Origin of the sequence: Blastococcus tunisiensis, from assembly GCF_900112815.1 — a bacterium.
In the GTDB taxonomy this organism is placed as follows: Bacteria; Actinomycetota; Actinomycetes; order Mycobacteriales; family Geodermatophilaceae; genus Blastococcus_B; species Blastococcus_B tunisiensis.
The window spans coordinates 1-24,235 of the sequence record NZ_FOND01000002.1; the positions used below are offsets into that span (position 1 = coordinate 1).

Annotated in this window: 22 protein-coding genes, 1 tRNA gene and 1 pseudogene; 9 read left to right on the forward strand and 15 right to left on the reverse strand. The window is 74.0% G+C overall.

The annotated features are described in order from the left end of the window. Positions 1-689: DUF308 domain-containing protein (locus BM142_RS02470; RefSeq protein WP_470277493.1), on the reverse strand; the 689-nt coding region annotated here is incomplete at its 3' end. A gap of 299 nt (positions 690-988) precedes the next feature. Between BM142_RS02470 and BM142_RS02475 the strand changes: the two genes are divergently transcribed. Continuing rightward, positions 989-2,017 carry a glycosyltransferase family 2 protein gene (locus BM142_RS02475; RefSeq protein WP_175527065.1) on the forward strand — a complete coding sequence of 343 codons (1,029 nt, stop codon included), beginning with the start codon at positions 989-991 and terminating at the stop codon, positions 2,015-2,017. Positions 2,018-2,062: 45 nt separating this feature from the next. On the opposite strand, the gene BM142_RS02480 is transcribed toward BM142_RS02475, so the two are convergent. Continuing rightward, entirely contained in the window at positions 2,063-2,944 is an 882-nt protein-coding gene (locus BM142_RS02480) for a glycosyltransferase family 2 protein (RefSeq protein ID WP_092195220.1), read from the reverse strand. Then, the gene (locus BM142_RS02485) at positions 2,941-3,864 is read right to left on the reverse strand and encodes a glycosyltransferase family 2 protein (RefSeq protein ID WP_092195221.1); all 924 of its coding nucleotides are present in this window, start codon (positions 3,862-3,864) and stop codon (positions 2,941-2,943) included. The genes BM142_RS02480 and BM142_RS02485 overlap by 4 nt, the downstream gene beginning before the upstream one ends. A 244-nt stretch (positions 3,865-4,108) precedes the next feature. Here BM142_RS02485 and BM142_RS02490 point away from each other — a divergent pair, with 244 nt between their 5' ends. Beyond that, positions 4,109-5,359 carry a YveK family protein gene (locus BM142_RS02490; protein ID WP_092195222.1) on the forward strand — a complete coding sequence of 417 codons (1,251 nt, stop codon included), beginning with the start codon at positions 4,109-4,111 and terminating at the stop codon, positions 5,357-5,359. Between the two features lie 15 nt (positions 5,360-5,374). Here BM142_RS02490 and BM142_RS02495 read toward each other — a convergent pair whose 3' ends face one another. Continuing rightward, on the reverse strand, positions 5,375-6,229 hold the full coding sequence (locus BM142_RS02495) for a hypothetical protein (RefSeq protein WP_139228742.1): 855 nt from the start codon (positions 6,227-6,229) through the stop codon (positions 5,375-5,377). 809 nt (positions 6,230-7,038) lie between these two features. Here BM142_RS02495 and BM142_RS02500 point away from each other — a divergent pair. The 4 genes from BM142_RS02500 to BM142_RS02515 all read left to right on the forward strand — a co-directional run bounded on the left by BM142_RS02500 (position 7,039) and on the right by BM142_RS02515 (position 12,739). Continuing rightward, on the forward strand, positions 7,039-8,520 hold the full coding sequence (locus BM142_RS02500) for a hypothetical protein (RefSeq protein WP_139228743.1): 1,482 nt from the start codon (positions 7,039-7,041) through the stop codon (positions 8,518-8,520). 39 nt (positions 8,521-8,559) lie between these two features. Further along, a complete protein-coding gene (locus BM142_RS02505; protein ID WP_092195225.1) occupies positions 8,560-9,885 on the forward strand; it encodes an MATE family efflux transporter in 1,326 nt (441 codons plus the stop codon). A gap of 193 nt (positions 9,886-10,078) precedes the next feature. After that, positions 10,079-11,551, forward strand: coding sequence for an exopolysaccharide biosynthesis polyprenyl glycosylphosphotransferase (locus tag BM142_RS02510; protein ID WP_092195226.1), 1,473 nt, complete (start codon positions 10,079-10,081; stop codon positions 11,549-11,551). Positions 11,552-11,677: 126 nt separating this feature from the next. Further along, entirely contained in the window at positions 11,678-12,739 is a 1,062-nt protein-coding gene (locus tag BM142_RS02515) for a hypothetical protein (RefSeq protein ID WP_139228744.1), read from the forward strand. On the opposite strand, the gene BM142_RS02520 is transcribed toward BM142_RS02515, so the two are convergent. Continuing rightward, positions 12,698-14,119 (reverse strand): hypothetical protein, encoded by a 1,422-nt coding sequence (locus BM142_RS02520; protein WP_092195228.1) that lies wholly within the window; start codon positions 14,117-14,119, stop codon positions 12,698-12,700. The two genes, BM142_RS02515 and BM142_RS02520, sit on opposite strands and share 42 nt — an antisense overlap. A 104-nt stretch (positions 14,120-14,223) precedes the next feature. Here BM142_RS02520 and BM142_RS02525 point away from each other — a divergent pair, with 104 nt between their 5' ends. Continuing rightward, positions 14,224-15,690, forward strand: coding sequence for a YveK family protein (locus BM142_RS02525; RefSeq protein ID WP_092195229.1), 1,467 nt, complete (start codon positions 14,224-14,226; stop codon positions 15,688-15,690). Here the strand turns inward: BM142_RS02525 and BM142_RS02530 are convergent. The 10 genes and pseudogenes from BM142_RS02530 to BM142_RS02570 form a co-directional block, all read right to left on the reverse strand. Then, complete coding sequence (locus BM142_RS02530) at positions 15,584-16,267, reverse strand: serine O-acetyltransferase (RefSeq protein ID WP_175527066.1); 684 nt, start codon at positions 16,265-16,267, stop codon at positions 15,584-15,586. The two genes, BM142_RS02525 and BM142_RS02530, sit on opposite strands and share 107 nt — an antisense overlap. Positions 16,268-16,277: 10 nt before the next feature. Next, on the reverse strand, positions 16,278-16,988 hold the full coding sequence (locus BM142_RS02535; protein ID WP_092195231.1) for an SDR family NAD(P)-dependent oxidoreductase: 711 nt from the start codon (positions 16,986-16,988) through the stop codon (positions 16,278-16,280). Continuing rightward, positions 16,985-18,301, reverse strand: coding sequence for an AMP-binding protein (locus tag BM142_RS02540; protein ID WP_092195232.1), 1,317 nt, complete (start codon positions 18,299-18,301; stop codon positions 16,985-16,987). Before BM142_RS02540 ends, BM142_RS02535 begins: the two co-directional genes overlap by 4 nt. After that, positions 18,285-18,548, reverse strand: a complete 264-nt coding sequence (locus BM142_RS02545; protein WP_092195233.1) for an acyl carrier protein — start codon at positions 18,546-18,548, stop codon at positions 18,285-18,287. The genes BM142_RS02540 and BM142_RS02545 overlap by 17 nt, the downstream gene beginning before the upstream one ends. A gap of 200 nt (positions 18,549-18,748) precedes the next feature. Continuing rightward, complete coding sequence (locus BM142_RS02550; protein ID WP_092195234.1) at positions 18,749-19,813, reverse strand: PHP domain-containing protein; 1,065 nt, start codon at positions 19,811-19,813, stop codon at positions 18,749-18,751. Beyond that, the gene (locus BM142_RS02555; protein ID WP_092195235.1) at positions 19,810-20,358 is read right to left on the reverse strand and encodes a DoxX family protein; all 549 of its coding nucleotides are present in this window, start codon (positions 20,356-20,358) and stop codon (positions 19,810-19,812) included. Before BM142_RS02555 ends, BM142_RS02550 begins: the two co-directional genes overlap by 4 nt. A gap of 147 nt (positions 20,359-20,505) precedes the next feature. Continuing rightward, positions 20,506-21,117, reverse strand: a complete 612-nt coding sequence (locus BM142_RS02560; protein ID WP_092195236.1) for a nuclease-related domain-containing protein — start codon at positions 21,115-21,117, stop codon at positions 20,506-20,508. An 88-nt stretch (positions 21,118-21,205) separates the two neighbouring features. Then, on the reverse strand, positions 21,206-21,442 hold the full coding sequence (locus tag BM142_RS25015) for a hypothetical protein (RefSeq protein WP_254790483.1): 237 nt from the start codon (positions 21,440-21,442) through the stop codon (positions 21,206-21,208). Between the two features lie 205 nt (positions 21,443-21,647). Continuing rightward, positions 21,648-21,818 (reverse strand): annotated as a pseudogene (locus BM142_RS25585) (phosphatase PAP2 family protein); the annotation flags it as partial. A gap of 230 nt (positions 21,819-22,048) precedes the next feature. Continuing rightward, entirely contained in the window at positions 22,049-22,579 is a 531-nt protein-coding gene (locus BM142_RS02570) for a CGNR zinc finger domain-containing protein (RefSeq protein WP_092195238.1), read from the reverse strand. 103 nt (positions 22,580-22,682) lie between these two features. On the opposite strand from BM142_RS02570, the gene BM142_RS02575 reads away from it, so the two are divergent. Then, complete coding sequence (locus BM142_RS02575; RefSeq protein WP_092195239.1) at positions 22,683-23,888, forward strand: MFS transporter; 1,206 nt, start codon at positions 22,683-22,685, stop codon at positions 23,886-23,888. Between the two features lie 175 nt (positions 23,889-24,063). After that, positions 24,064-24,152 (forward strand) — tRNA-Ser (locus BM142_RS02580). Positions 24,153-24,235: the final 83 nt, after the last annotated feature.

Below are 24,235 nucleotides of genomic sequence, written 5' to 3' on the forward strand. Positions count from 1 at the left end.
GGCGGCTCGGTCGGCGTCGGGTCGGCGGGCGGCTCGGTCGGCGTCGGGTCGGCGGGCGGCACCGTCGGCGTCGGGTCGACCGGCGGGAGCACCGTCGGCGTCGGGTCGGCGATCGTCGGGACGGGCCCGACGATCGGTCCCGGACCGCCGCTCTGACCGGCGGCGGTGGCGGTCGGGCTCCCCGCTGCGGGCCCGGTGGCGGCGTCCGCGGACCTGGTGGCGGCGTCCGCGGACCTGGTGGACCTCCCGACGCCCTCCTGGTCGCCGAGCCGGTCCTGCGTCGGGTCGGACCCCGCGGGCAGGGGTGCACCCTGGTCGACGGGCTGCGCCGCGTCGTCCACCGGCGCCGCCGGTGCCGGCTGCTGCGAGGTGGACGAGGTGAGCGGGGCGGAGGCGTCGGCGCGCGAGGGCCGCGCCGAGTCGCCGTCCGAGGCCAGCTGCGGGGTCACCCGCTTGCCGTCGTCGACCGCCGCCTGGGTCGTCCAGCCCACACCGGCGAGCACGAGACCGGCGAACGCCAGCTGGGCGATGACCGGCCGGTGGTCGACCGGCCGCCGGGCGGCCACCAGGACGGCCACGATCCCCGCGGCGAGAACGAGCCCGCCGACGCCCAGGACCATCAACGTGGTGGGGATCCCGAGGGTCGCGACCGAGAGGACGATCAGCGCGATGCCGAGCCCGAGCAGCACGTCACGCCATGGACCGGCCGAAGCCGCGTGCCGTCGTCTCGGCCGGGTGGGCGGTCGCTGCGCCACGGACGCTCCTGTCGGACGGGCAGAGCTGGGGTGCCGGGTGGTGCGCGGCACCGCTCGGCGGTGAGCATGGTGGAGCGGGCGGGCCCGCACAAGTCGTCCCGTCCCCGCAGTGGTGCAGGTCAGGAGGCGGAGCCACACGGAGGGGTCACGCCGATTGACCGCCTGCGATCCGGTCATGCACAGTCGGCGGAGCGCGGCGAGGGCCGTGGAGCGACGGAGGAGGACTCGTACAGGTGAACAGCACCCCGGCGGCGGTCGAGGACAGTGCGCAGGGACAGGGGGAGCCGCTGGTCACCGTGGTGATCCCGGCGCGGAACGAGCAGGCCGCGATCGGACCGTGCCTGGACTCTGTCCTCGCCCAGGACTGGACCAACCTGCAGGTGATCGTCGTGGACGGGGACTCCGACGACGACACCGCCGCGATCGTGGCCTCCTACACCGCGCGCGACCCGAGGGTGGAGCTGCTGCCCAACCCGCAGCGGGTCATCCCCGTGGGGCTCAACCTGGCGCTCGCCGAGGCCAAGGGCGAGTGGTTGGTGCGCATCGACGCGCACGCCGCGGTGCCGCCGGACTACGTGCGCCGCGCCGCCGAGCACCTGATGACCGGCCGCTACGGCGGCGTCGGCGGCCGGAAGGACGGCGTGGGCCGCACCCCGGCGGGCAAGGCCATCGCGGCCGTCATGGCCTCGCGGTTCGGCGTCGGCGGCTCCACCTACCACCACGGGACGACGGTCGCGGAGGTGGAGCACGTGCCCTTCGGCGCCTATCCGGTCGCCGTCGCCCGTGCACTCGGCGGGTGGGACGAGCAGCTGCGGGTCAACCAGGACTTCGAGTTCGACCACCGCGTGCGCGAGGCCGGCCACACCATCCTGTTCGACCCGGCCCTGCGCATCGACTGGGAGAGCCGGCAGTCGATCAGCGACTTCGCCAAGCAGTACCACCGCTACGGCGGTGGCAAGGTCAACGTCGCGATCAAGCACCCGGAGTCGCTCAAGCCGCGCCACCTCGCCGCCCCCGCGCTGGTCCTGCAGGTCGCCGTCGCCCTGGCCGCCCTCGTGAGTGGACGTCCGGGCAGGGCCGCCGTCGTCATCTCCCCGTACGCGGTGGCTCTCGCGGCCGGCTACGCCACCACGGCGCCGGGGCTGGAGCCGGGTGCGCGCCGGTTCGTCGTGCCTGCGTTCCTGGCGATGCACCTCGGCTGGGGCATCGGTTTCTGGCGGCAGGCCGGCCGCCGGGCTGCCGCCGCGCTGTCCCGCCGCTGACCCGTCCCGCGGCCGCCGTCCGGGGGACGACGGCCGCGGGCAGGTTTACCAGACCGGCGGGCGCCCGTACCGGGTCATCCGGGCGATGGTCCGCCACCGCAGCCGGCGGCGGGAGGTGGACATCGTCAGCCCCTCCCGCATGCCCTGCAAGTAGGGGAGCAGCGTCGCTGGGTCCCGCACGGAGCGCACCAGTTGCAGCCCTGCCCAGGACAGCACGTAGGCGACCCCGAACGGGAGCGGGAGGTTGCGCCGGGCGAGCAGCACCCGGTTGCGCCCGTTCATCCGGAAGGAGTTGGCGTGACGGGTGACGGCGGTCAGCGGGTGCTGGGCGACCATGTCGCCGGCGTAGTGCACGGTGTGCCCGGTGTCCCAGACCCGCCAGGCCAGCTCGGTGCCCTCGTGCGCGTACCAGAACGGGTCCGCCCAGCCGCCGGCGGCGTCGAAGACGTCCCGGCGCAGGACGAGCGCCCCCTCCATCACGTAGAAGGCCCGGCTGGAGCGGGTGCGGTCCCCGACGCGGGAGCGAGGCACCCACCGACGCGGCGGCTCGCCCTCGCCCAGCACGTCGATGCGGGGCTGGATCATCCCGAGCCGCGGGTCGTCCCGGAACCGACGGGTCGCCTCGGCGACGAAGCCGTCGTCCGGGATCAGCTCGTCGTCGTCCAGGAAGAGCAGCAGCTCGCCCGACACGTGCCCCACCCCGGCATTGCGCCCCGCGGGGATGCCGACGTTCTCGGGCAGCCCCACGCCGGCGACACCGGGCGGGAGGTCGACCGGCTCCCAGCCGTTGCCCACGACGACCACGTCCATGTCGACGTCGCGCTGGCGCAGCAGGGAGTCCAGTGCGGCCTTCAGCTCGACCGGCCGGCCGCCCATCGTGAGGACGACGGCGCCGCAGCGCACCCGGCCCGGGGTGGGCCCGGTCATCGGGTCACCACCCGGCCGGCCACGGTGGCCCGTGCGGTGACCGCGCCGACGGTGTAGGCCCAGTACTGCGCGGCCAGCGAGCGGTTCCGCCGGACCAGCTGCTGAGCCGTGCGGACGGCGTAGCCCAGCGCGACGGCGCCGCTGATGGCGCCCGCCCGCAGGGGGGAGTGGTGCTTGCGCACGTACCGGGTCAGGGACGCCCCGCGCAGGCGGGCCATCTCCAACGACGGGGCGCCCGATCCACCGCTGTCGCCGGTGATGGTCACGTCGGTCCGCAGGCGCACGGACAGACCGTGCTCGCGCGCCGCGCGCCCGTAGGCCACGTCCTCGCAGTAGACGTAGAAGGTCTCGTCGAAGCAGCCCAGGTCTAGGAACGTCTGCCGCCGGACGGCCATGCAGCCACCGCTCACCCAGTCGACGTGGAGGGGCACGCCCACCTGCGGGGTGGCGTACATGCCGGACATCGGGAGCAGCCGCTTGTGCGCGCCGGTCGCGTGCACGAGGGCGCGGCGCACGGAGAACTCCCACCCGCCGTTCATCTGCGGCCGGCCGGCGCCGTCCACGCGGGTGGCGGCGCTGGCGGCCAGCTCCCGGGAACCGGCGACGTCGGCCACCAGCGCGGCGAGAGCGACGTCCGTGGGGCGCACGTCCGGGTTCACGAAGGCGAGGAACTCCGCCTCGGAGGTCCGGGCCCCGAGGTTGGCCGCCCGGGCGAACCCGACCCCTCCGCCGGAGAGGTAGCGGCTGCCGGGCCGGGCGGCGATGAACTCCGCCAGCCCGTCGGAGCCGTCGGAGTTGTCCACGACGACGACCCGCACGTCTGCGGGAAGCCCGGCCAGCAGGCCCTCGACCTGTGGGCGGCTCCGGTACGCCACGATCACGAGTTCCACGTCGAGCGCCGTCAGTGATGCGGTGCCCATCGGTCAGCAGTCCCCTTTCGACGTCGCGCTCGAGCTGCGGCCGGCATCGGCTGCGGCTGTGCAGCCCCGGGCAACGTACCCGGCGGAGCCCCACCGGCCGCCGTCCTGCGGACCGTTCGGCAGGCCCCTCACCCGTTCGTGCGCTTCCGATACCCGCCGGGGGCACCCGGTGCCGCAGCAGGCACGCCCGCATCCCGCTGCGTGCCACGATGGCCCAGGTCGGACGGACACGAGGAGGGCAGCGGTGGGCACGACCTGGGCGGAGGTGCCCCCGGACGCGCGGTGGCCGGCAGCTGCCGCGGCGCTGTGGCGCGGCCGCTGGATCGTCGCGGCCACGACCGTGGCCGGCGCGTTGCTCGGCTCGCAGGCCGGGGCGCTGCTGGGGGAGACCTGGACCGCTCAGGTCCGGATGGTCCTCGCCGTCGACCAGGCCTTCACCCCCCTCGGCGGCTCCCGCCCCGATCCCGAGCGCTTCACCGCCACGCGCAGCGCCCTCGTCGTGTCCGGCCCGGTGTTGGAGCGCGCGGTGGACCTCCTCGACGACGGCACCGGGATCGGCGACCTCGTGCAGGCGGCGACGGCGACCCCGGACGAGGATCGCGACGTCGTCACCATCACCACCACGGGACCGACCGCGGGGACCGCCGCCGCCCGGGCCGACGCGATGGCGCAGGCCTACCGGGAGTTCAGCCTCGAGCAGGTGGAGCGGACCGCCGACGTCACCGCACGGGCCGTGGCGGGGAACACCGCCGCCGTCGCGGACATCCGTGCCCTCGCCGGCGTCTATGGCGACGGCGTGGAGCTGGTGGAGGCCGCCGTCGTGCCCGATGCGCCGACGTCACCCAGGCCGCTCCGGGACGCTGCGGCGCTCGGTTCCGTCGGCCTGCTGGTCGGCGCCGGGGTGGCGGTGGCCCGCGGTCCGCGGCGCCGCGGAACCGATGACGCGGCCGGGGCGCTCGGCGCGCCGATCCTCGCGGACGTCACGCTGCCGGAGCGGCGCGGGCGGTACGCGGCGCCGTCCCCGCAGGACGTCGCGCTGGCTGTGGTCGCCCTGGTGGAGTTCCTGGACGCCCGTCCCGGCCCCGTGATGATCATGGGCCTGGGGAGGCCGGCCGCGTCTGCGGCGGTCGTGGACGGCCTGGCCCGGGGCCTCGCGCCGCGGCGGGTCGCCGTCGTGGACGTTGTGCCCGGCTGCTCCTACCCGGAGCCGGTCGACGCCCCCGACGGCGCCGCATCCGTCGCCCGGATCGCCCTGGAGGCCGGAACCTCCCTGGCCGAGCTCGGCACCGAGCACGACGTGGTGCTCGTCTGCGCCGGTCCGGCCGGTCGCGACGCCGGCGCGCTCCGGCTGCTACCGGAGACCGCCGGCGTCGTGGTGGTGGCGGCTCCGGCCGGCGGGGGAACCACCGAGGTCGACGCGCTCCGCCGCGGACTGGCGCTGGCCGGCCGGCGGTGCGACGGCGTCATCGCCGTCCACCGCCGACCGGCCGGTTGAGCGGACGGACCCGGGTCAGATCCTGGCGCCGTCGACCAAGGGGATCATCCGGCTGGTCCCGGACAGGCGGATCGAGCACGTGATCATCGACGCGGCGGGGTTGCTCAGCTCCCACGTCGACATGATCCCGCGGCCGTAGCCGGGCGCCGTCAGGTTGTCCCGCAGGTCCACGTTGCGCGGAGCGCCCTTGGGGCCGTCGTGCACGTGGAAGGTGAAGGCCCCGCCGATCATCACGGAGCGGTTCACCGATGCCTTCGGGATGGGGGAGGCGTCCGGCTTGATCAGCGTCGCCGACGTGTTCGCGCCTGTCATGTCCACGTAGGAGCGGTCGAACGACGTGGCGCCGCCGATGGTCTGGATGCCGTCCTGGTGGTGGTTGCGCGGGTTGGCCGTCGCCCGCCCGTGGATGTAGACGTACTCGCCCGCGACCGACGAGGCGTAGGCGCGGATCCCGTCGTTGTGCCCGGTGATCTCCACACGCGAGACGGTGACGTCGGCCGAGCCGAGGGCGGTGAACACCCCGACGAGCGAGGTGTTGCCCTTGCCGTCGATCATGGCGTTCCGGACGGTGACCTGCCCGCCAGTGATCCGCAGCTCGGAGTTCTGCAGCACGAAGTCCTGCAGCGTGCAGGTGCAGGCGACGCTCAACCCGCTCGTGACGATCCGGCCGGTGAGCCGGTCGGCGTCCGCCTGGCTGCGGATGGTGCCCCCGGGAACGGTTCCGCTGACCGGGCGCGTGGGCCCGGTGTTGGCCTCGAACCACGACCGGATGTTCGTCGCGTCCGCGGTCGACCACGCCTGCGTCCAGGAGGCGTCCGGGTTGCCGGCGGGCGCGCTGGGAGCCGGTGCCTGCTCCGGGGCAGCGGCCACGGGGGGCTTCGCGGCAGCGGTCTCCTCGGCCTGCGGCGAGCGCGGTGCGGCGCCGGAGGCGCTCGGCGCGGTCGCGGCGGAGCTCGGAGCGGCTGAGGAGGGAACCTCCGGAGCCGGTGCGGGAGCCGGCTCCGGGGTGGTCGGGGTGCCGCCTCGCCAGGACGAATGGCGAGGCTCCGGATCCTCCTCGAGGGGCGCAGCCCGCGTGGCGTCGAGCGGCGTACGACCGCTGTCGCGGCCGGGGGCCGCGAGTCCCTGGTGCGTGGCAGGGGCGACCGATGCATCGGTCCCGGCCGCCGCGTCGGGGGAGGCCAGCATGGCCACGGACGAGGCCATCAAGGTCGTGGCGCAGAAGCCGATGAAGGCCCGGATGCGGGAGGAAGTCACGTGGTGCCTTTGCAGAGAAGTGCGGATCGGCCGCGGAGGAGGCGGCCGACATGGGAAGTCGCGCGATCTGTCAGCTTTGTGTGATCAGACAGTTGCGCGGTGTCGACATGTCGAGAATAAACAGCCATACGGCAACGGGGAAGTCACGGAGAGTCATCAGTAGGCTCATTCGTCACACCGGCCTCATCCGTCACGGGCGGTCGGTCCCGGCCGGTCGGGTGACCGCCTCCCTGTCACCCGGTCGGCTGGACCCGGGGCGGCGCCTCCCGGGGCCACCCGCTCCCGCCCTACCGTGGGACCGGCCTGTCGACGGTCGGTGGCGGGAATCCCAGGTCCGGCGCCGCCGCCGGCGAACGGCTGTTCCCGCCACGGCATCCTGTGAGTACATGGATGGCACGGTGTCCGGCGCCCGAGGAGACAGCATGAGCGGTTCCACCCCACAAGCCGGGCGGACGTCCCGGCGATCCACGGCATGGGCCTCGGTGTGGCGGGCGCGCTGGGTCGTGGTTGCCGCCGCCCTCGCTGCCGGAGCCGGGGGATACGCGGTCAGCCAGGGTCAGCCCGAGGAGTTCGTCGCGACCGGGCAGGTCGTGCTGTCCGCGAACCGGGACTTCGCCCCGGTGGGCGCGTCCAACTTCGTCGACTCGTCCCGCTACGTGGCCACGCAGGTCTCGATCATGACCGCCGAACCCGTTCTCGATGCCGCGGCCGCCGGGCTGGAGGGCACGACGACCGGCGAACTGGCCATGGCCGTCGAGGCCTCCGCGGCCGGCGAGGGCGACGTGATCGTCGTCCGGGTCACCGGCCCCGACCGCCAGGTGGCCGCGGCCCGGGCGAACGCCGTGATCGAGGCGTACCAGGAGCACGTGACCGAACGGGTGGCGGCTGCGGCCGACGCCGCCTTCGCGGCGACCGCCGATCCGCTCGTCCGCGACCAAATCCGCACGTCCCAGGCCGTGTACGGCGACGGGGTGGCGGTCGTGGAGCCTGCGGTCCCGCCGGGCGAGCCCGCCGCACCCCGTCCGTGGCGGGACGCGTTGCTCCTGGCCGCCGCCGCCGCCGTGCTGGGGGCACTGCTCTCCCTGGTGCGACGTCCGGGCCGCGCGCAGGACGGCGCGTCGGTGGCCGAGGTGGTCGGCGCACCGGTGCTCGGCACGGTTCCCGTCCCCCGGCCTGGACGGTCCGACCGAGGTGTTCAGGATCCCGCGGACCACGCACTCGCCCTCGTCGCGCTGGACTTCGTGGTCGGCCGTTCGGGAGGTCCGGTCCTCGTCGCGGGGACCGGACCGGGGGACGGCGCGGCATCGGCCGTCGCCGGGCTCGCCGCCGCAGCCGCGGCGCAGGGGCGCCGCGTGCTCCTTGTGGACGGCGTCCCGGGTGCCCGGCCGCTGTCCCTGCAGCTGGGCATCACCTCGCCTCCGCCGGCGCTGGACTCGGCGGCCGGAGCAGAGGATGGCGACTCCCTCACCGGCCCCCTCGAGGTCCCCGGCGCGAGCGAGCGCATCCAGCTCGCCGTCCTCGGTGGTGCCGTGGACATCGGTCTGGCGGACGAGGACACCGTCCGGCACGCGCTGGGCAAGTTCGTCGCGGCGTTCGACCTCGTCCTGGTCCAGGTCGGTCCGGTCACCGAGAGCCCGACCGCGCTGGCCATGCTGCGCCACGCCGGGGCAGTCGTCGTGGTGGTCGCGGAGAACGGCGACGTCGAGCAGCTGACCGCGGTGCGCGAGCGGGTCGAGGCGACCGGCCGGCACCCGGACGCCGCCCTGCTCACCAGCCCGCAGCGTCGGGGCCGCCGCAGCGCCCCGGGTCCGGCGCAGCCGCTCCGGGAGCCGGTGCGGTCGCCGTCAGCCCCCGCGGTCGCCACCCGCCCCGCTGTCACCCCGGACGGGGTCCGGGGTGGTTGACTGTCCAGCCCCGCCGGCGATCCGAGGCGAGGTGCAGCGGTGAGCTCGGCCCCTCCCGCCGCGGCCACGAGCGTCCCGCCGCCGTCCGATCCCGCCGTACGCCTGCCGCCGAAGCCGCGCAACGGCCGGGTGGCCGCCTGGACGCTGCTGGACCAGGGGCTGGCGAGCCTGGCCACGTTCGGACTCACGATCGCGGTCGCCCGCGCGGTCGATCCGCGGGTGGGCGGGATCTTCACCTACGTCTTCGTGATCTTCCAGCTCAGCCAGGGACTGGCGAAGGCGGTCGGGACCGATCCGCTGCTGATCCGCTTCAGCGCCGTCGACGCCGTGGCCCGAGCCCGGGCCACGGCGCAGGCGGCGGCCACCAGCGCGAACCTGGGCATGCTCGTCGGGGTGGTCTCCCTGGCGGTGGGGCTGGTGCTGGGCGACCAGCTGGGTCTGGCGCTGATCCTGCTGCTCGCCGTACTCCCCGGCCAGCTGCTGCAGGACGCGTGGCGCAGCGCGGCGTTCGCCGCCGCGCAGCCGCACAAGGCGGCCGCCAACGACGCCCTGCGGGTGGTCACGCTGGCCGGCGCCATCGGCGTCTGCATCGCCTCGGGCACCCAGCAGCTGGGCTGGTACCTCGCGGCCTGGGCGACCGGCGCGTGGGTGGGGGCGCTCCTCGGGATGGTCCAGTTCGGGCGTCCGGCCGGGCCGCGAGGCAGTTTCGGCTGGTTGCGCGGCCACCTGGGGCTGAACCTGCGGCTCGGCGCCGGATACGTGATCAACATGGGGGCGGTCGCCCTGACCACCTCCCTCCTCGTGGCGCTGCTGGGCTTCGCGGCGACCGGAGGGCTGCGGTTCGCGCAGACGCTGCTCGGCCCGATGCAGGTGCTGTTCAGCGCCACGACGGCCTTCATGCTCCCGCTGCTGGCCCGCCGCTTGGCGGCGCAGGGGCCCGGAGCCCTCCGCCGGCCGGCCGTCGTCATGAGCGCGCTCGCCACCACGGCGGCGGGCGTCGTCGTCGCCACGCTGCTGCTCCTCCCGGAAGAGGCCGGTCAGGAGCTCCTGGGCCGCTCGTGGGCGGCCGCCCGCGAGGTGCTGCCGGCGGTCGGCGCCGTGACCTGCCTGATGGCGGTCTCGTTGGGCGCCTCGGTCGCCCTCCTCGCCCTCGGGCGTGCCGACTCGCTGCTGCGGGTCACCCTGGTGCAGGCGCCGCTGCTGCTCGGTTGCGGGGTGGTCGGCGCCCTGTGGCTGGGGATCGAGGGTGCCGCCTGGGGGCTGGCGGTCGCACAGGTCGTGGGGGCGTGCGTCGTCTGGGCGTACGCCTGGCGGGGCGCACGCAAGAGTCCTGGCAAGGCGCCGCACGAAGTTGACGCTGAGTGACCAAGCCGGAACGGTTGGCACCCGGCGCCCCGCTGCAGTTCCCCGCCTACCCAGCGCAACCTAGCGCCCGGGCGCGCAACCCCCGCCGGAACGGAAAGGTCCACTATGGTCACCGCCGGTGACGGAATGCGTTCCGTCACCGGTGCATTGCCGCCTAGGTGACAACCACGCACAGGGGAAGGAGGGCGAGTCGATGAGCGACGCCGCTACGACGAACCTCGCGCTCGCCGAAGAGGGCCTCGATCCTGTCCGTCCGCCGCAGATCGACAGTCCACACCTCACCCTGTGGAACCGGATCAGCCAGTTCGGTGTCGCGCCGATGCTCGTCTTCCTGGACGGCCTCGCCGTCGTGCTGGGCATCGTGCTCGTCGACCTCGTCGGACGCGGCATCGGCGCCGACGTCCCGCTCAAGAAGACGGCCGCGTTCGGCGTCGTCCTGCTGGCGCTGTTCTGGCTCGCCGGCCTCTACCGCTCCCGGCTGTCGCTGTCGGTCCTCGACGACCTCCCGGTGATCGCCGGTCGGTGGCTGGCCGCCGTCGCGGTCGCCGTCCTGGGCCAGATCGTGTGGTCGAATGCGATCTGGCAGAACTACATCATCCACTGGCGGTTCATGTGGGGTGCCGTCGCCATCGGTGTCGGCGCGGTGCTGGTGCGCGCCCTCGGGTACGCCGTCGTCCGCCGGCTGCGCTCCGAGCGCTTGGTGACCCACCGGACGCTGATCCTCGGCGCCGGGCAGGTGGGCAACCAGGTCGCGGACATCTTGACCGCGCACCCGGAGTTCGGATTGCACCCGGTCGGCTTCCTGGACGCCGACCCGTGGCTGCGCGAGTCGACGTCGGGCCTGCCCGTGCTCGGCGGTCCGGAGTCGCTGTCCACGCTGTTGCTGCAGGGGAAGATCCGCAACGTCGTCGTGGCCTTCTCCTCGGTGAAGGAAGCCCAGATGGTGGGCCTCATCCGCACCTGTGACCGGCACGAGTGCGAGCTGTTCGTCGTCCCCCGCCTCTACGAGCTGCACCAGGTGGACGGCGACATGGACACCGCCTGGGGTATGCCCCTCGTGCGGTTGCGCCGGGCGCCCTACCGGAGCCCCGCGTGGCGGGTGAAGCGGCTGATCGACGTGCTGTTCTCCGGTGGTGCGCTGCTGTTTCTGGCGCCGCTGATGGCGCTGCTGGCGCTCGCGGTCCGCCTGGACGGTGGCCCAGGGATCATCTTCCGGCAGGAGCGGGTCGGTGTGGACGGGCGCACCTTCCAGGTGCTGAAGTTCCGGTCCCTGCGCCCGGTGGACGAGGGGGAGTCGGCCACCAACTGGAACATCGCCCACGACGATCGGCTGAGCACGTTCGGCCGGCTCCTGCGCAAGTCCTCCCTGGACGAGCTGCCCCAACTGTTCAACATCCTGCGCGGCGACATGAGCCTGGTCGGACCGCGACCGGAGCGGCCACACTTCGTCCACCAGTTCCGCAGCACCTACCCCAGCTACGAGGCGCGGCACCGGGTGCCGTCGGGGCTGACCGGCTGGGCCCAGGTGCACGGACTGCGCGGGGACACCTCCATCGCCGACCGCGCGCGATTCGACAACTACTACATCGAGAACTGGTCGCTCTGGCTGGACCTCAAGATCATTCTGCGGACGGTCAGTTCCGTCATCCGGGGGGCCGGAGGCTGATCATCTCCACGAGTGGCGCGGACCTGGGACCATGGAACGCATGATGCCCCTGTCCGACGTGCGTTGTTGCTGCCCGGCCCCGTGCCCGACCGCCCACGCGACCCCGCGCCGGTCAGGAGACTCCCGGTGACCCACCCGTCAGGTGTCGTGCCCGAGGGCGAGGTCCGGGAGGACGACGCCGTCACCGATCCCTCGCACCAGCCGCCGGCAGGGACGGGTGCCCGGCGCCGGAACGTGATCGTGCTGCTGGTCCTCGTCCTGCTGGGGCTGGTCGCCGTCGTGACGGCCCTGGTCGTCGGTGGGGACGAAGAGACGACGCCGGGGACGGACGCCCGCGAGTCCGCGCCGTCATCTCAGCCGGCCGAGACGCCACCGGGGGCCCTCGATCCGGCTGCCCAGCAGACCTGGCGGACGGCGTTCGACAACGGGGACCTCGCAGCCCTGCGCACCTGGTTCGACGCGAACACCGGCCCGACGGTCCCGATCTCCGGCGAGGTCCCGGGCCGCGAGGTGCGCAGCCAGGCCGACGCCGACAGTCTCGCCGGGCACGTCGTCACCTCGCGCATCACCGTGGACTGCGACTGCGTGCTGCGGGACTTCGTCCTCGTCGGAGCCGACCTGTGGATCGACGGCGGAGAGGTCCGGGTGCAGGACGCCGTCCTCGACGGGCAGAACACCGTCGACCTGACGGGGGCCGTGAACGTGCGCGGGGGCGCCGACGTGACCTTCTCGCGCACCGAGATCGTCCGGCACCACGACGGGATCCGCGCCTACGGCGAGAGCCTGACGGCGGAGTACGTGTACATCCACCAGGTCGCCGGCCCCAATCCCGAGCGGCACCACCAGGACGGGATCCAGACGATCGCGGGCGTCAGCATCGTCGAGCGGTCCTTCATCGACATGGCCGGGGCCAACACGTCGGCGATGCTGGTCAAGCCCGACGGTGGCCCGATCCCGCTCGCGCGGGTGAACGACACCCTGCTCATGGGCGGCCAGCACACGATCAGCGTGCACGACGGCCCGCGGGGGGCCCCGCAGCTCGTGGAGTTCGAGGGGATCCTGGTCGCGCCCGGTTACGGGCGGGCGCTCGCCTCGATCTGGGACTTCTCCGGCGAGATCAGTGCCGAACCGGCCCGCGTGGCCGGCTCAGGTGCGACCGTGGAGCTGGTCGACGGCGCCAGGCTCTGAGCCGCCGGCCAGGCCCGCGGGCGGTCGCCTGCGGACGGCGTCGCGGAGCCCGGCCCCGGACCGGCCGGGCGCGGGGCGCTGTCCGGCCCACACCACGGCCAGGATCCAGACGAGGAAGCTCGTGTTCGGCTGGAGCAGGGCCCCGGACAGCAGGAACGTCATGACGACGAGGCTGCCGGGCACGATCCGCCACGCGCCCCGCTCCAGCACGGCCACGAGGATGAACAGGACGAACACGCCGCCGGCGATGAGCCCGTACTCGAACAGGAGCTTGGGCACGATCGTGTAAACAACGGCCTGGCCCAATTCCTCCCCCCTCCCGCCGGACGCGAGCAACCGCTCCACCGATCCGGTGCCGGCGCCGAGCAGATAGCGCAGCGGAGCGTCCTGCAGCCCCTGGGCGACCTCCTGGTACGGCTGCACGAAGCGCAGGTAGCCGCTGCTGCCGACCTGGCCCGGCTCGTCGACGCGGGAGAGCAGCAGTGGCGCCACCGGGCTGAGGAGGACACCGACGGTCAGCGCGCCGAGGGCCACGATGTGCCGCGGCCGGACCAGGTGGGACGCGCGGAACAGCACGAGCAGCCCGCCGGCGAGCAGCAGCAGGATGCCGGTGCCCGAGACCGCCGAGAAGACCCCGCACAGCAGCAGGACGATCTGCCAGGCCGGTGCGCGGAGGACCACCGCCACGATCGCCGCCAGCGCCGCGAACTGGGACAGGTAGGAGGGCTCGAGGAATACGAACGCGTTGGCCTTGTGGATCGCCGAGCCGAAGACCAGGGGGACGTTCGTGTTGTAGGTGCCCGCGATGAAGTTCGGGGGGACGAACTCGCCGATGTAGTCCTGGTACTGCCACAGGCCGCTGAACTGCAACGTCAGCTGAGCGACACCGATCCCGGCCAGCACCAGCATGGCCCGCACGAAGCACCGGCCGACGTGGACCAGTGCGTCCCCGTGGCCCGGCGCGGCGCGCAGCACCCAGGCGAGGTAGACGGCGCAGAGCATCCCCAGCGACGTGACGGAGAGAGGAGTGGCTCCGCGCATCGCCGCGAGGACGGTCGCGGCGGTGCACAGTCCGAGGGCGATAACGAACAACTCCAGCCGGAGCCGGTCGATCACCAGGCGCCCGGCCACGAGGAGCAGCGCCACACCCACGTAGGCCACGGGCAGGACCAGCGGGATCGGCGTGGAACCGAGCGGCACGACGAACCGCTGGAGCACCAGGAGCAGTACGAGCAGGACCATCAGGCCCTGTCCCCGCCAGCGCGCGTCACCGGACGGGACGTCGGTCGCCACGGGGTCGGTGTGCGTGGCCGCCCCGCGGGCAGCAGGGGCGACGGAGGATCCGCCGGACGGCAGGGGCGCGTCGGACGTGCTGCTCACCAGGTCTCTCCTTGCGCTCGGCGGGTCACACGTACGGGTTCGTAGCCCCGAGTTGCGCCGGTGGGTGTGCCAAGATAGTTCCCCACTCGCCCGAGGGAGACCATGTGCTCGACACCACGGACGACTGGCGCGCGAACGGGCGCCGGTCGGTAGTCGCGTCCGCCCTGTGGCGCAGCCGTTGGCTGATCGCGGCGACCATGGTGCTGGCCGGGCTCGGAGGGTATCTGATCAGCTCCCTGCTGTCACCGGTGTACACCGCACAGGCCCGGCTGGTGCTGGCCACCACGCAGCCGTTCGACCCGCTGGCCCGGCCGCTGAACGGGGCACCCGACCGCTACGTGGCCAACCAGCTGGCAGTTCTCGAGTCCCGTCCCGTGCTGGAGCTGGCCCTGCAGGAGCTGGACGGGGACGACCGCATCTCGGTGGAGCAGCTGGCCGACGCGGTGACGGTGGCCGCTCCGGCGGACACCGACATCATCGAGGTCCGCGTGACCGGACCGGCTCCCGACGTGGCGGCCGCCCGGGCCATGGCCGTGGTCGACGGCTACCGGGCGTTCGTGCTGGAGCAGGTGCAGGACTCGGCCGACGCGGCCGCCGACGCCGTGGCCGCCAACCCGCAGACCGTTGCCGACATCCGCACACGGGCCGCGGTCTTCGGAGACGGCCTGGCCGTCGTGGAGGAGGCGGTCGTGCCGTCGTCGCCGACCTCGCCGCGGCCGGCCCGCGACGCGCTGCTCGCCGTGTGCCTGGCGGGCCTGGTCACGATGGCGATCGCCCTGGTCCGCCGGGACGACGCCGTCGAGCAGGAGGCCGCCGCCGTGGCCGACGGGACGGGCGTGCCGCTGCTGGGCACCGCCCCGCTGGCCTTCTCCCGCCGGCACGGCTTCCGCCCCGGCGCCGCGCCGCTCGACCTGCCGGTGGTCGCCCTGGACTACGTGGTGGCGGGGCGGCCCGGTGCCGTCCTGGTGGCCGGGCTGGACCCTGCGACCGGAGCCGGCGCTCTGGTGCTCGGACTGGCCGAGGAGGCCGCGCGCAACCGTGGGGTCGTCGTCGTGGACGCGGACCCCGAGCGTGCGTTGCTGCGGGTGAGCGGGGCCTCGGAGCCGCGGTCGCTGGACGAGCCGCTCCCTGACGACGACCACCGCCGCCTCGTCGCGCCGGGGCGCCCGCCGCCGGGCGGCGGCGCGCGGGTCGACGTCGCCGTCCTGGGTGAGGGGTTCCTGCACCGGCAGGGTGCCGCCGAGGTCACCCGCCGCAACCTCGGGCTGCTCGTCGAGCACTACGACCTGGTGCTCGTCCACGCGGCCCCGATCACCTCGGACGCACTCGCCTTCGCGCTGGTGCGCGAGGTGGGCGCCGTCGTCCTCGCGATCGGTGGGCGTGCCGGGTTGAGCACCGACGAGCTCGCGGCGGCGCAGGATCAGCTGGCGCTGGCCGGCCGGGAATGCGACGGCCTGCTGCTGGTCACCCGCCTGCGGGGCGGCCGCCGGCCGGCCGCGGCTCGACCGCCGGCGGCTCCGGCGTCGGGCCGGCCGACTGCGGTGCAGCAGCGGGTGCCGTCCCGGCGGTGACCCCTGTCGCCGCGTCCGGATCCGGCGATTCGGCGGGGCGCGGAGGGGCAGCGGGAAGGAGGCGCGCCGGGGGCACCATCGCGGTCGCTCCGGCCGGAACGTCCCGCAGCACCAGCGCGTGCGCGCCGATCCGGGCCCCGTCGCCGATCGTGATCCGTCCCACGATCGTGGCGCCGGGGCCGATGTCCACGCCGTTGCCGAGGGTCGGCTGGTCGAACGTCGACCCGCCCAGCTGTCCCAGAGTGACGTGCTGGCGGATCAGGCAGTCGTCCCCGATGGTGGTGTGCCGCCCGAGGATCACGCCCACGTGGTGGGCGATGAGCACCCGCCGCCCGATCACCGTCGTCGGGTAGGCCTCGATGCCGTAGACGTTGCGTACGACCAGCAGGTTGATCGCGTGCAGCAGCAGAGCGGCGAGACGGGCGGGCACCCCGGAGCGCCCGGAGACGGCGACCTGCAGGCGGTGCACCACCAGGGCATGCAGCCCCGGGGCGGTGAGACGCCGGTTGTGGGTCACCCAGTCCTCGCGGATCAGCGCCCAGGGCGACACGGCCTCGGTGTCGGTCTCGTCGGTCACGGGCTTCTCCTCAGACACTGGATCCGGCATCGACGGTCACGGTGCTCCCGGTGATCCCGGCCGCCTCGGGAGCGAGCAGGTTCGCCACGGCGGCCGCGACCTCATCGGTGGTGGCGAACCGGCCCAGCGGGCTGCGCCGGCGGACGCGCTCCATGTTGTCGGAGCCGAGCACGGAGGTCATGTCGGTCTCCAGGAAGCCGGGCGCCACGGCGTTGACGGTCACCCCGCGGGGCCCCAGGTCGCGGGACAGCGAGCGGGTGAAGCCCTCCAGCCCGGCCTTGGCGGCCGCGTAGACGGACAGGCCGCGGAAGCCCGTCCGGCCGACGATCGAGGAGACGTTGACGATGCGCCCGCGCCCGGCCGACAGCATCGGGCGGCAGAGGTACTTGGTGAGCAGGATCGGGGAGAGCAGATCGAGCTCGATGACGCTGCGGATCTGGCTGTTGTGCATCGTCGGCAGCAGCCCGTCGAGGCCGCTCGCGGCGTTGTTGACCAGCCCGTAGGGCCGTGGCTGCACCGCCAGCACCTGCTTGGCGACCGCCGGGAGGCCGTCGATGTCCTGCAGGTCGGCCCGGACGTGCGTGTAGGACCCGCCGATCTCGGACGGGTCCACCTCGCGCCGGGACAACCCCACGACCGTGTAGCCGTCCTTGACCAGCCGTAGCGCGATCGCGCGCCCCAGACCGCCACTGGTCCCGGTCACCACCACGGCGTCGCTCATCGCCGGCCTGCCTTTCCTGCGGACGTCACGGCCATCCGGTCGACGACACGGACCACGGCGGGGACGTGCGTCGCGGGAAGCCGTGCTGCCAGGTCCTGGCTCAGCCGTTTCGGCAGGTCGGCCCGGTCGACCCCGGGTGCGGCGGTCACCTGCGCGACCAGCAGCCAGCCGCTGAAGGGGTTGCGGCGAGGGGTGACCACCGCGTCGACGACGTCGGGATGGGCGCGCAGCGCAGCCTCCACCTGTTCGGGGGCGACCATCGCGCCGGCCACGTTCACCATGCCCGAGGCCCGGCCGAGGAAACGGACCCGGTCACCGGTCACCTCCACGAGGTCACCGGTGCTGACGAACCCGTCGGGTCCGCCGCCGGAGACGTCGGGGGCGTGCACGTGCAGGACGCCGTCGCGGACCTCCAGGCGGATGCCGCGCGGGGCCTCCTCGAGGTACGACCGGGGGAAGCCTTCCCGGCCGTCGTGCACGGAGAAGGCCGCGCCCGTCTCCGTGGACGCGAAGACGTGGGTGACCCGGGCGCCGGGGAACGCCTGGGCGAGCGCGTCCAGCAGACCCTGGTCGGCGATCTCGCCGCCCAGGGTGACCTGCTGCAGCGGGAGACTGGTCTGCTCGCCGCTCTGCAGGATCTGCCGCCAGATCGTCGGAGTGGCCGACAGCGAGTCCACGGCGTGCGCGCTGAGCCGGCGCAGCCGGGCGGGCAGCGAGTCGAGGGCCAGGGGATCGACCAGCACGTCACCGCCCAGCACCGCCTGCAGGAGGACCTGGAGCCCGGCCATGCGCGTGGGCTCGTACAGCAGGCCCCAGCGTCGGGGAGCGCCGGACCTGCCGGCCATCGGCGCCGGCAGCACCGTGGTCCGCGTCAGGGAGGCCAGGGTGTGCTGGACCGCTTTCGGTTCGCCGGTGGTGCCGGACGTGTGCAGCACCCACCGGGTCGGGAGGCCGCGGGGGCCCCCGTCGCCGGTGGCCGGCGCGTCGGTGGTGGGCGCGTCGGTGGTGGGCGCGTCGGTGGTGGGCGCGGTAGCGGTCACCGAGTCGTCGAGGATGACGGCGTCCGGATCCTCGGCCGGGGCCAGGTCGGCTCCCCGGAGGTCGACGCGGGCGGCCCACCCTTCGAGGGCCAGGACGGCTGCGGCCACCGTCCGCGCCCGCGGCGCCCGGAGCACGACCACCCCTCCGGGGGGCACCGAGCGGCGGAGCCCGAAGACGTCCCCGACGAGGTCCCGGTACCGGACCTGACCGGCCACGTCCCCCGGCTCCTCGTCGAGTACGGCGGGTTCCAGCGGCTCAGCCCCGGGGGTCATGGCGGGCGTAGATGTCCACGAATTCGCCGAGCGTCTGCGGATACACCGGTTCGGTCATCTCGGTGAACGGGTCGTAACCGAGGGAGTCCTCGAGGCGGGTCACCAGCACGGCGAAGCCCAGGCTGTCGAGGCCGCTCTCCAGCAGGACGGTGTCGTCCCTCAGCGTCGGGACGTCCTTGCCCTCCTCGATCAGCAGGTCGGTGACCTGCCCCACTATCGCCTGCCGCACGTGGGTGTCCTCTGCCATGTACTGCCTCTCTGATCGTCGTCCTGGTGTGCTCGCCGTCGACGCGGCAGCCGGCGACATGACATCGAGCCCTGTCGCCGTCGCTGCCAACCTACGTAAGGCAACTCCCGTTGACGCAACCCAGGGTTGCGGCGGTACGAAGTGAGGCTCGTCTCCGGCGTGTGGCGGGGTGTCCCGGTCACGCGGCGGTGGTCTGTCGATCACGACGTGTGGCGCCCGCCGTCTCGCCAGGTCAGCAGCCGGTCGGCCGGCCAGGTGTTGATCACCCGCTCCACCGGTACGCCGCACTCGATCGCGCGCTCGACGCCGTTGACCTGCCAGTCCAGCTGGCCGGGCGCATGCGCGTCGGTGTCGATGGCGAACTCGCAGCCGAGCTCGCTGGCCAGGGTGAGCAGCCGCCGGGGCGGGTCCAGCCGCTCGGGCCGGGAGTTGATCTCGACGGCCGTGCCGAACTCGACGCAGGCGCCGAAGACGGCCTCGGCGTCGAACTGGCTCTCCGGCCGGGGCTTCTGGGTGCCGTCACGCTGCCGGCGGCCGATGACCAGCCGGCCGGTGCAGTGGCCCAGGACGTCGGTGTGTGGGTTGGCGACGGCGGTGAGCATCCGCGCGGTCATCTGGCCGCCGGGCGCGCGCAGCTCGGAGTGCACGCTGGCGACGACCACGTCGAGGCGCCCGAGCAGCTCGTCGGACTGGTCGAGGCTGCCGTCGACGGTGATGTCGCACTCGATGCCGGTCAGGATCCGGAACGGTGCGAGCTCCTCGTTCAGCCCGGCCACCACGTCGAGCTGCCGCTCCAGCCGCTCGGCGGTCAGCCCGTTGACGACGGTGAGCCGGGGGGAGTGGTCGGTGAGCGCCATGTACTCGTGGCCGAGCGCGATCGCGGCCTCGGCCATCTCGCGGATCGGGCTGCCGCCGTCGGACCAGTCGGAGTGCAGGTGCAGGTCGCCGCGCAGGGCGGCCCGGAACGCGGCGACGTCGTCGGCCATCGGGACCAGCTCGGCGTAGGCCTCCTCGAGCGTCGCCAGGTAGTCGGGCACCTCGCCCTTGTGCGCCTGGACGACGACGGCGGCCGTCTTCGGCCCGACACCCTTGAGGTCCTTGAGGGTGTTCGTGCGGATCTTGAGATCGAGTTGGTCGTCGCCGAGCCCGTCCACCACGGCGGCGGCCGTGCGGAAGGCCTGCACCCGGTAGCTGGGCTCGCGGGCGCGCTCCAGGAGGAAGGCGATCCTCCGGAGCGCGGCCGCGGGAGCGAGCGGTGTGCTCAGCGCTTGGCCTTCTTCACGCGCTTCTGGGCCCTCTTCTGCGCCTTGGTAGCGCGCTTCTGCGCCTGCGCGTAGCTCTTCTCCGTGCTGTCCGCCGCCCGCTTCGCCGCGCGGCGGGCCCGGTAGCCCACCGACGGCCGGCCCTCGGTGTCGACGGTGGCCAGCAGCAGGCCGCCGATCAGCCCCAGGTTCTTCACGAAGTGCGCGATCTTCTCGAAGGAGACCTTCGGGTCGTCCTCCTCCCAGAACCGGTGACCGGCCAGCGTGGTCGGCACGGTGGACCCGGCGAGCGCCAGCGACGTCAGCCGCGGGAGCCGGCCGAGCGCGAACAGCGCGCCCGCCCCGACCTGGAGGGCGGCGTTGGCCTTGACGTACTGCTCCACGTCCCGGGGCAGCTCGACGGGCAACTGCTTGTCGGCGGTCTCGGCGACCTTCTCGACGATGGGACGGGCACCCGGCACGCGGTCCTGCGGCTTGCGCAGGGTGCTGATGCCGCCGTAGATGAAGGGGGCGGCGAGCAAGGGCCGGGCGATCCGGCGAACCAGCATGATGTCCTCATTTCCTCGGTACGACGGGTGCGTCGAGGCCTGCACTGCCCACAAGATCGCGCGGTCAATCCCTGCGGCCGACCGTAGCGAGCGGCACCAGGGCACCCGGCGGCACGCCGCGGCCGGGCGCCTCCCGCGGACGTGACGTCAGGCGGAGGCGGGAGCCGGGAGCGGATCGGCGTCCAGCAGCCGGCGGGGGACCCGCTGGTCGGGAGGAGCCGTCCGGCCGGACAGCCACCCGGCGAGGAGTTCCCCGGCCACGTAGGATATCCCGCCGCTGAGCGCGAGGCGGTCCGGAAACCTGGCCCACACCACGACGACCGCGCGGGGCGGCGGCAGCATGCCGCCGCCCCGCGCGGCGACGGAGCGGCCGAGGGCGGCCGCGGCGGGGGCGAACGAGCGGTGCTGACCCCGTGCGGTCCAGGCGGCACCGGGGTGGCCGTCCGGGGTGATCGTTGCGCCCTTGTGGTCGACGGTCACCACTCCCGGCCACGCCCTGCTGGCCAGCAGGTAGCAGCCGGTCGGGCCGACGGCGAGGTGGTCGGCGTGGGTGCCGTCGGGCAGCCGGACGTGCTGGGTCACGCGCCACACCCGGTGGTCCATCGACCGCAGCACCTCCGCGGTGCGGCGGCGCCCTTCCGCCGTCGCCGCCCAGTGCTGGATGCGCGAGGCGGCGGCGGCCACGGTGTGGAGCGAGTCGGTGCCTCTCGTCCTGCGGGCCAGGCGGACGGTCGTGCTCGTGGCGGCTCTCAGCGTCATGGCGCCATCCCCATCGGGCGGTTGCTGGGACGTCGGAAGCTAGCCACTCCGCCCTGGCGTCACCATCGGTTCGTGCGGCTACGTTCCGTCACCGTTGGCCGACGTCAGGCGCGTCCGCCGTCCGGGGGCCTGCGGTGAGCGCCGCGAGCGCCGCCATGGCGCAGAGCCACCCGCCGATCACGAACAGGTCGCCGGCGTGCAGTCCGTGAGCGCCGGTCAGCTTGACCAGCACCGGCCCGTCGTTGGTGTAGTTGCCGGTGATGAGCAGGAACGTGAAGCCGGTGAGCACGACGCCCACGACTCCGGCGAACAACCATCGCGTCACGGCACCACGCTAGGCGAACGGGATGCGAGGCCGGTGCGGCAGTGGTCGCGGTCGTCCTCCTGCGCCCCGGTGCGGCGTCCGTCGGTCCCCGCTCCGACGGTCCTCGGCCGGCCGGCCGGTGCCGTGGGCCACCAGTGCCGGCCGGCGACCGCGACGACGCTGCCGACGGGGGAGCCAGCGCGGCGCCGGCGGGCGGGCACTCCACGGCGAGCGCGGTGACGAAGGCGGCGGCCGAGGAGGAGTGGCCGCTGGGGAAGGACAGGCTGCCGGGCTCGCGGCGCAGCCGGCGCTCGGCCTGCAGGTTCTCCAGGTCCGGGCGGACCCGGCCGAACAGGCGCTTGAGCGCGAGGTTGACCAGCAGGCTGGAGAGGGCCATCGAGCCCAGGCCGCGGACCGCCCCGCGCCGCAGCGGCCCCGGTCGGGCACTCAGGAGCAGGGCGAGAGCCGCCCACAGCCGGCCGTGATCGGCGGCCGTGGAGAGCCGGCGCAGCCAGCGGTCGGCCGGCGTGAGGGGGAGGCGACCGACGAACGCGTGCAGCCGTCGGTCGAACTGCCAGGAGGAGGCGCCCACCCCCCCGGACGCTAGCCCGTGGCGCGTGGGGGCGGTCAGGCCTTCTGGCGGGCGCGGTAGGCGGCGACGGTCGAGCGGCTCGCGCAGGTGTTGGAGCAGTACCGGCGGCTGGCGTTGCGCGAGGTGTCCACGTAGACGTCGTCGCAGCCCTCGGCCGAGCAGACGCCGAGCCTTTGCCACCCCTGCTGGGCGACGACCTGCGACAGCCCCATCGCGACCGTGGTCGTCAGCTGCTCGAGCACCGGGGCGTCGGGGCGGGCGTAGTGCAGGTGCAGCTCGCCGTCGTGGTCGGTGGCGTAGGGGCGCGGCCGGGCCAGCGTCAGCAGCTCGTTGAGCCGATTGAGGACGTCGTCCTGCGTCTGCGCCAGCGCGACGGCGCGGACCAGCTCGGCGGTGGCCCCGGCCTTGTGCGTCTCACCGGGCGAGAGCTCCAGCGGCGTCCCGGGGGTGAACCAGTCGTCGTGGGAGGCCAGGAAGGTGCGCGCCCACTCCGGGTCGGTGCGGTCGGTGTTGGCCAGTTCGATGGCCAGCTCGACCGCCGTCGACCCGTAGGTGTCGTAATCCATGTGACTCCCTACTCCTGGGTGATAGCGTCAGGCCTCTGTAGGTGGTCAACTGCGTTAGACCACCTACGGATTCCCTTCCCTGCGGTCTGAAACGAGTCCTGTCGTGCGTGCGTACCTGTCCGTGTGGCGGCTTCCCTCCGCCCCGGTCCTGCTCCTTGCCGGCTTCGCCGGACGCCTGCCGTCCGCCATGGTGCCGCTCGCGCTGCTGCTGATGGTGCAGCAGCAGACCGGTTCCTACGCCATCGCCGGGCTCGCGGCCGCCACCTTGGGGGTCGCGTCGGCCGTCATGGCCCCGGTCCTCGGGCGCCTGGCCGACCGTCGCGGGCCGCGCCCCATCCTCTTCGCGCAGGCGGTCGCCTACCCGCTGCTGCTGGCGCTGCTGGTCGCGGTCGCCCTCGGCGGCGCGCCCGACGCCGCCGTGATCGCCGCCTCCGGACTGGCCGGCACGGCGACGCCGCTGGTCTCGGGCACGGTGCGGGCGCTGTGGTCGCGGGTCGACGTCCGGGTGCGCCCGACGGCGTACGCGCTGGACGCGACCGTCACCGAGCTGGTCTTCGTCGCCGGCCCGTCGCTGGTGGCGGCGCTGGCCGTGTTCGTGTCGCCGGCCGCTGCCGTGGCCCTCGCCGGGGTGCTCGGCGTCGTCGGCGCCCTCGGCATCGCCATGTCGGCGGCGACCCGCGCCTACGAGCCGGTCGTCGGCGCCCGTGCGGGCCTGTTCTCCACGGTGCTCACCCCGGGGATGCCGCGGCTGCTGCTCAGCGGCGCCGCGCTGATGCTGGGCTTCGGCGCGCTCGAGGTGGCCATCCCGGCGTTCGCCGACTCCACCGGCTCGCCCGGGCTCTCGGGCCTGCTCCTGGCGGTGTGGTCGCTGGGCTCGGTGATCGGCGGGTTGTGGTTCGGCGCGCGCGTGCTGAGCGCCTCGCTTCCGCGGCAGTACCGCCTGCTGCTGCTCGGCGTCACGATCGGCCTGGCACCGCTGGCCTGGATCTCCAGCCCCTGGGCGCTGGGCGTGCTGCTGTTCCTGGGCGGGACGGCGATCGCGCCGACGCTCACCGTGCAGAACACGCTGGTCGGCTCCATGGCGCCGGTGCACGCCACGACCGAGGCCTTCACCTGGCTGTCGACGATCACGGTCGGCGCCTCCGCGATCGGCGCGGCCCTGGGCGGCGCGCTCATCGAGAGGCCGGCCGGGGTGCCCGGGTCGCTGATGCTGGCCTGCGCGGGGGCGGCGGTCGCCGTCCTGGTGACGCTGCTGCCCGGCCGTCGTGCGTCGCTGGCGGCGGCCGCCCGGCAGCCCGTCGCGGCCTGACGCAGGGCGGCGCTGGCAGGTGTCGTCAGGGGCGGTCGGCCCTTGCCCACCCCGGTGGGCAAGGGCCGACCGTGCGGGGACCGGTGGTCGGCGCAGGCCGTCGGCCCCTCGCGAACCGCCGTCCGGCCGCTGGTACTGTCACTCCTCGGTGGTTTCGAGGCGACTCGGACCCTTGGGAGGCTTCGCCTAGTCCGGTCTATGGCGCCGCACTGCTAATGCGGTTTGGGTTAATCCCCATCCCGGGTTCAAATCCCGGAGCCTCCGCGCCTTTCTCCCGGCGCGCGTCGGTGCGCGCCGTCCGGCCGCGGCCGGTTCCTCCGATGCCCTGGCCGGTGACCGCCTGGCTC

Bases quoted from the DNA above. Each gene is read 5' to 3' on its own strand.
- BM142_RS02485 (WP_092195221.1), bottom strand. From the start codon at position 3,864: ATGGGCACCGCATCACTGACGGCGCTCGACGTGGAACTCGTGATCGTG.
- BM142_RS02545 (WP_092195233.1), bottom strand. From the start codon at position 18,548: ATGGCAGAGGACACCCACGTGCGGCAGGCGATAGTGGGGCAGGTCACC.
- BM142_RS02535 (WP_092195231.1), bottom strand. From the start codon at position 16,988: ATGAGCGACGCCGTGGTGGTGACCGGGACCAGTGGCGGTCTGGGGCGC.
- BM142_RS02560 (WP_092195236.1), bottom strand. From the start codon at position 21,117: ATGACGCTGAGAGCCGCCACGAGCACGACCGTCCGCCTGGCCCGCAGG.
- BM142_RS02570 (WP_092195238.1), bottom strand. From the start codon at position 22,579: ATGGATTACGACACCTACGGGTCGACGGCGGTCGAGCTGGCCATCGAA.
- BM142_RS02540 (WP_092195232.1), bottom strand. From the start codon at position 18,301: ATGACCCCCGGGGCTGAGCCGCTGGAACCCGCCGTACTCGACGAGGAG.
- BM142_RS02510 (WP_092195226.1), top strand. From the start codon at position 10,079: ATGAGCGACGCCGCTACGACGAACCTCGCGCTCGCCGAAGAGGGCCTC.
- BM142_RS02555 (WP_092195235.1), bottom strand. From the start codon at position 20,358: ATGCTGGTTCGCCGGATCGCCCGGCCCTTGCTCGCCGCCCCCTTCATC.
- BM142_RS02500 (WP_139228743.1), top strand. From the start codon at position 7,039: ATGAGCGGTTCCACCCCACAAGCCGGGCGGACGTCCCGGCGATCCACG.
- BM142_RS02480 (WP_092195220.1), bottom strand. From the start codon at position 2,944: ATGACCGGGCCCACCCCGGGCCGGGTGCGCTGCGGCGCCGTCGTCCTC.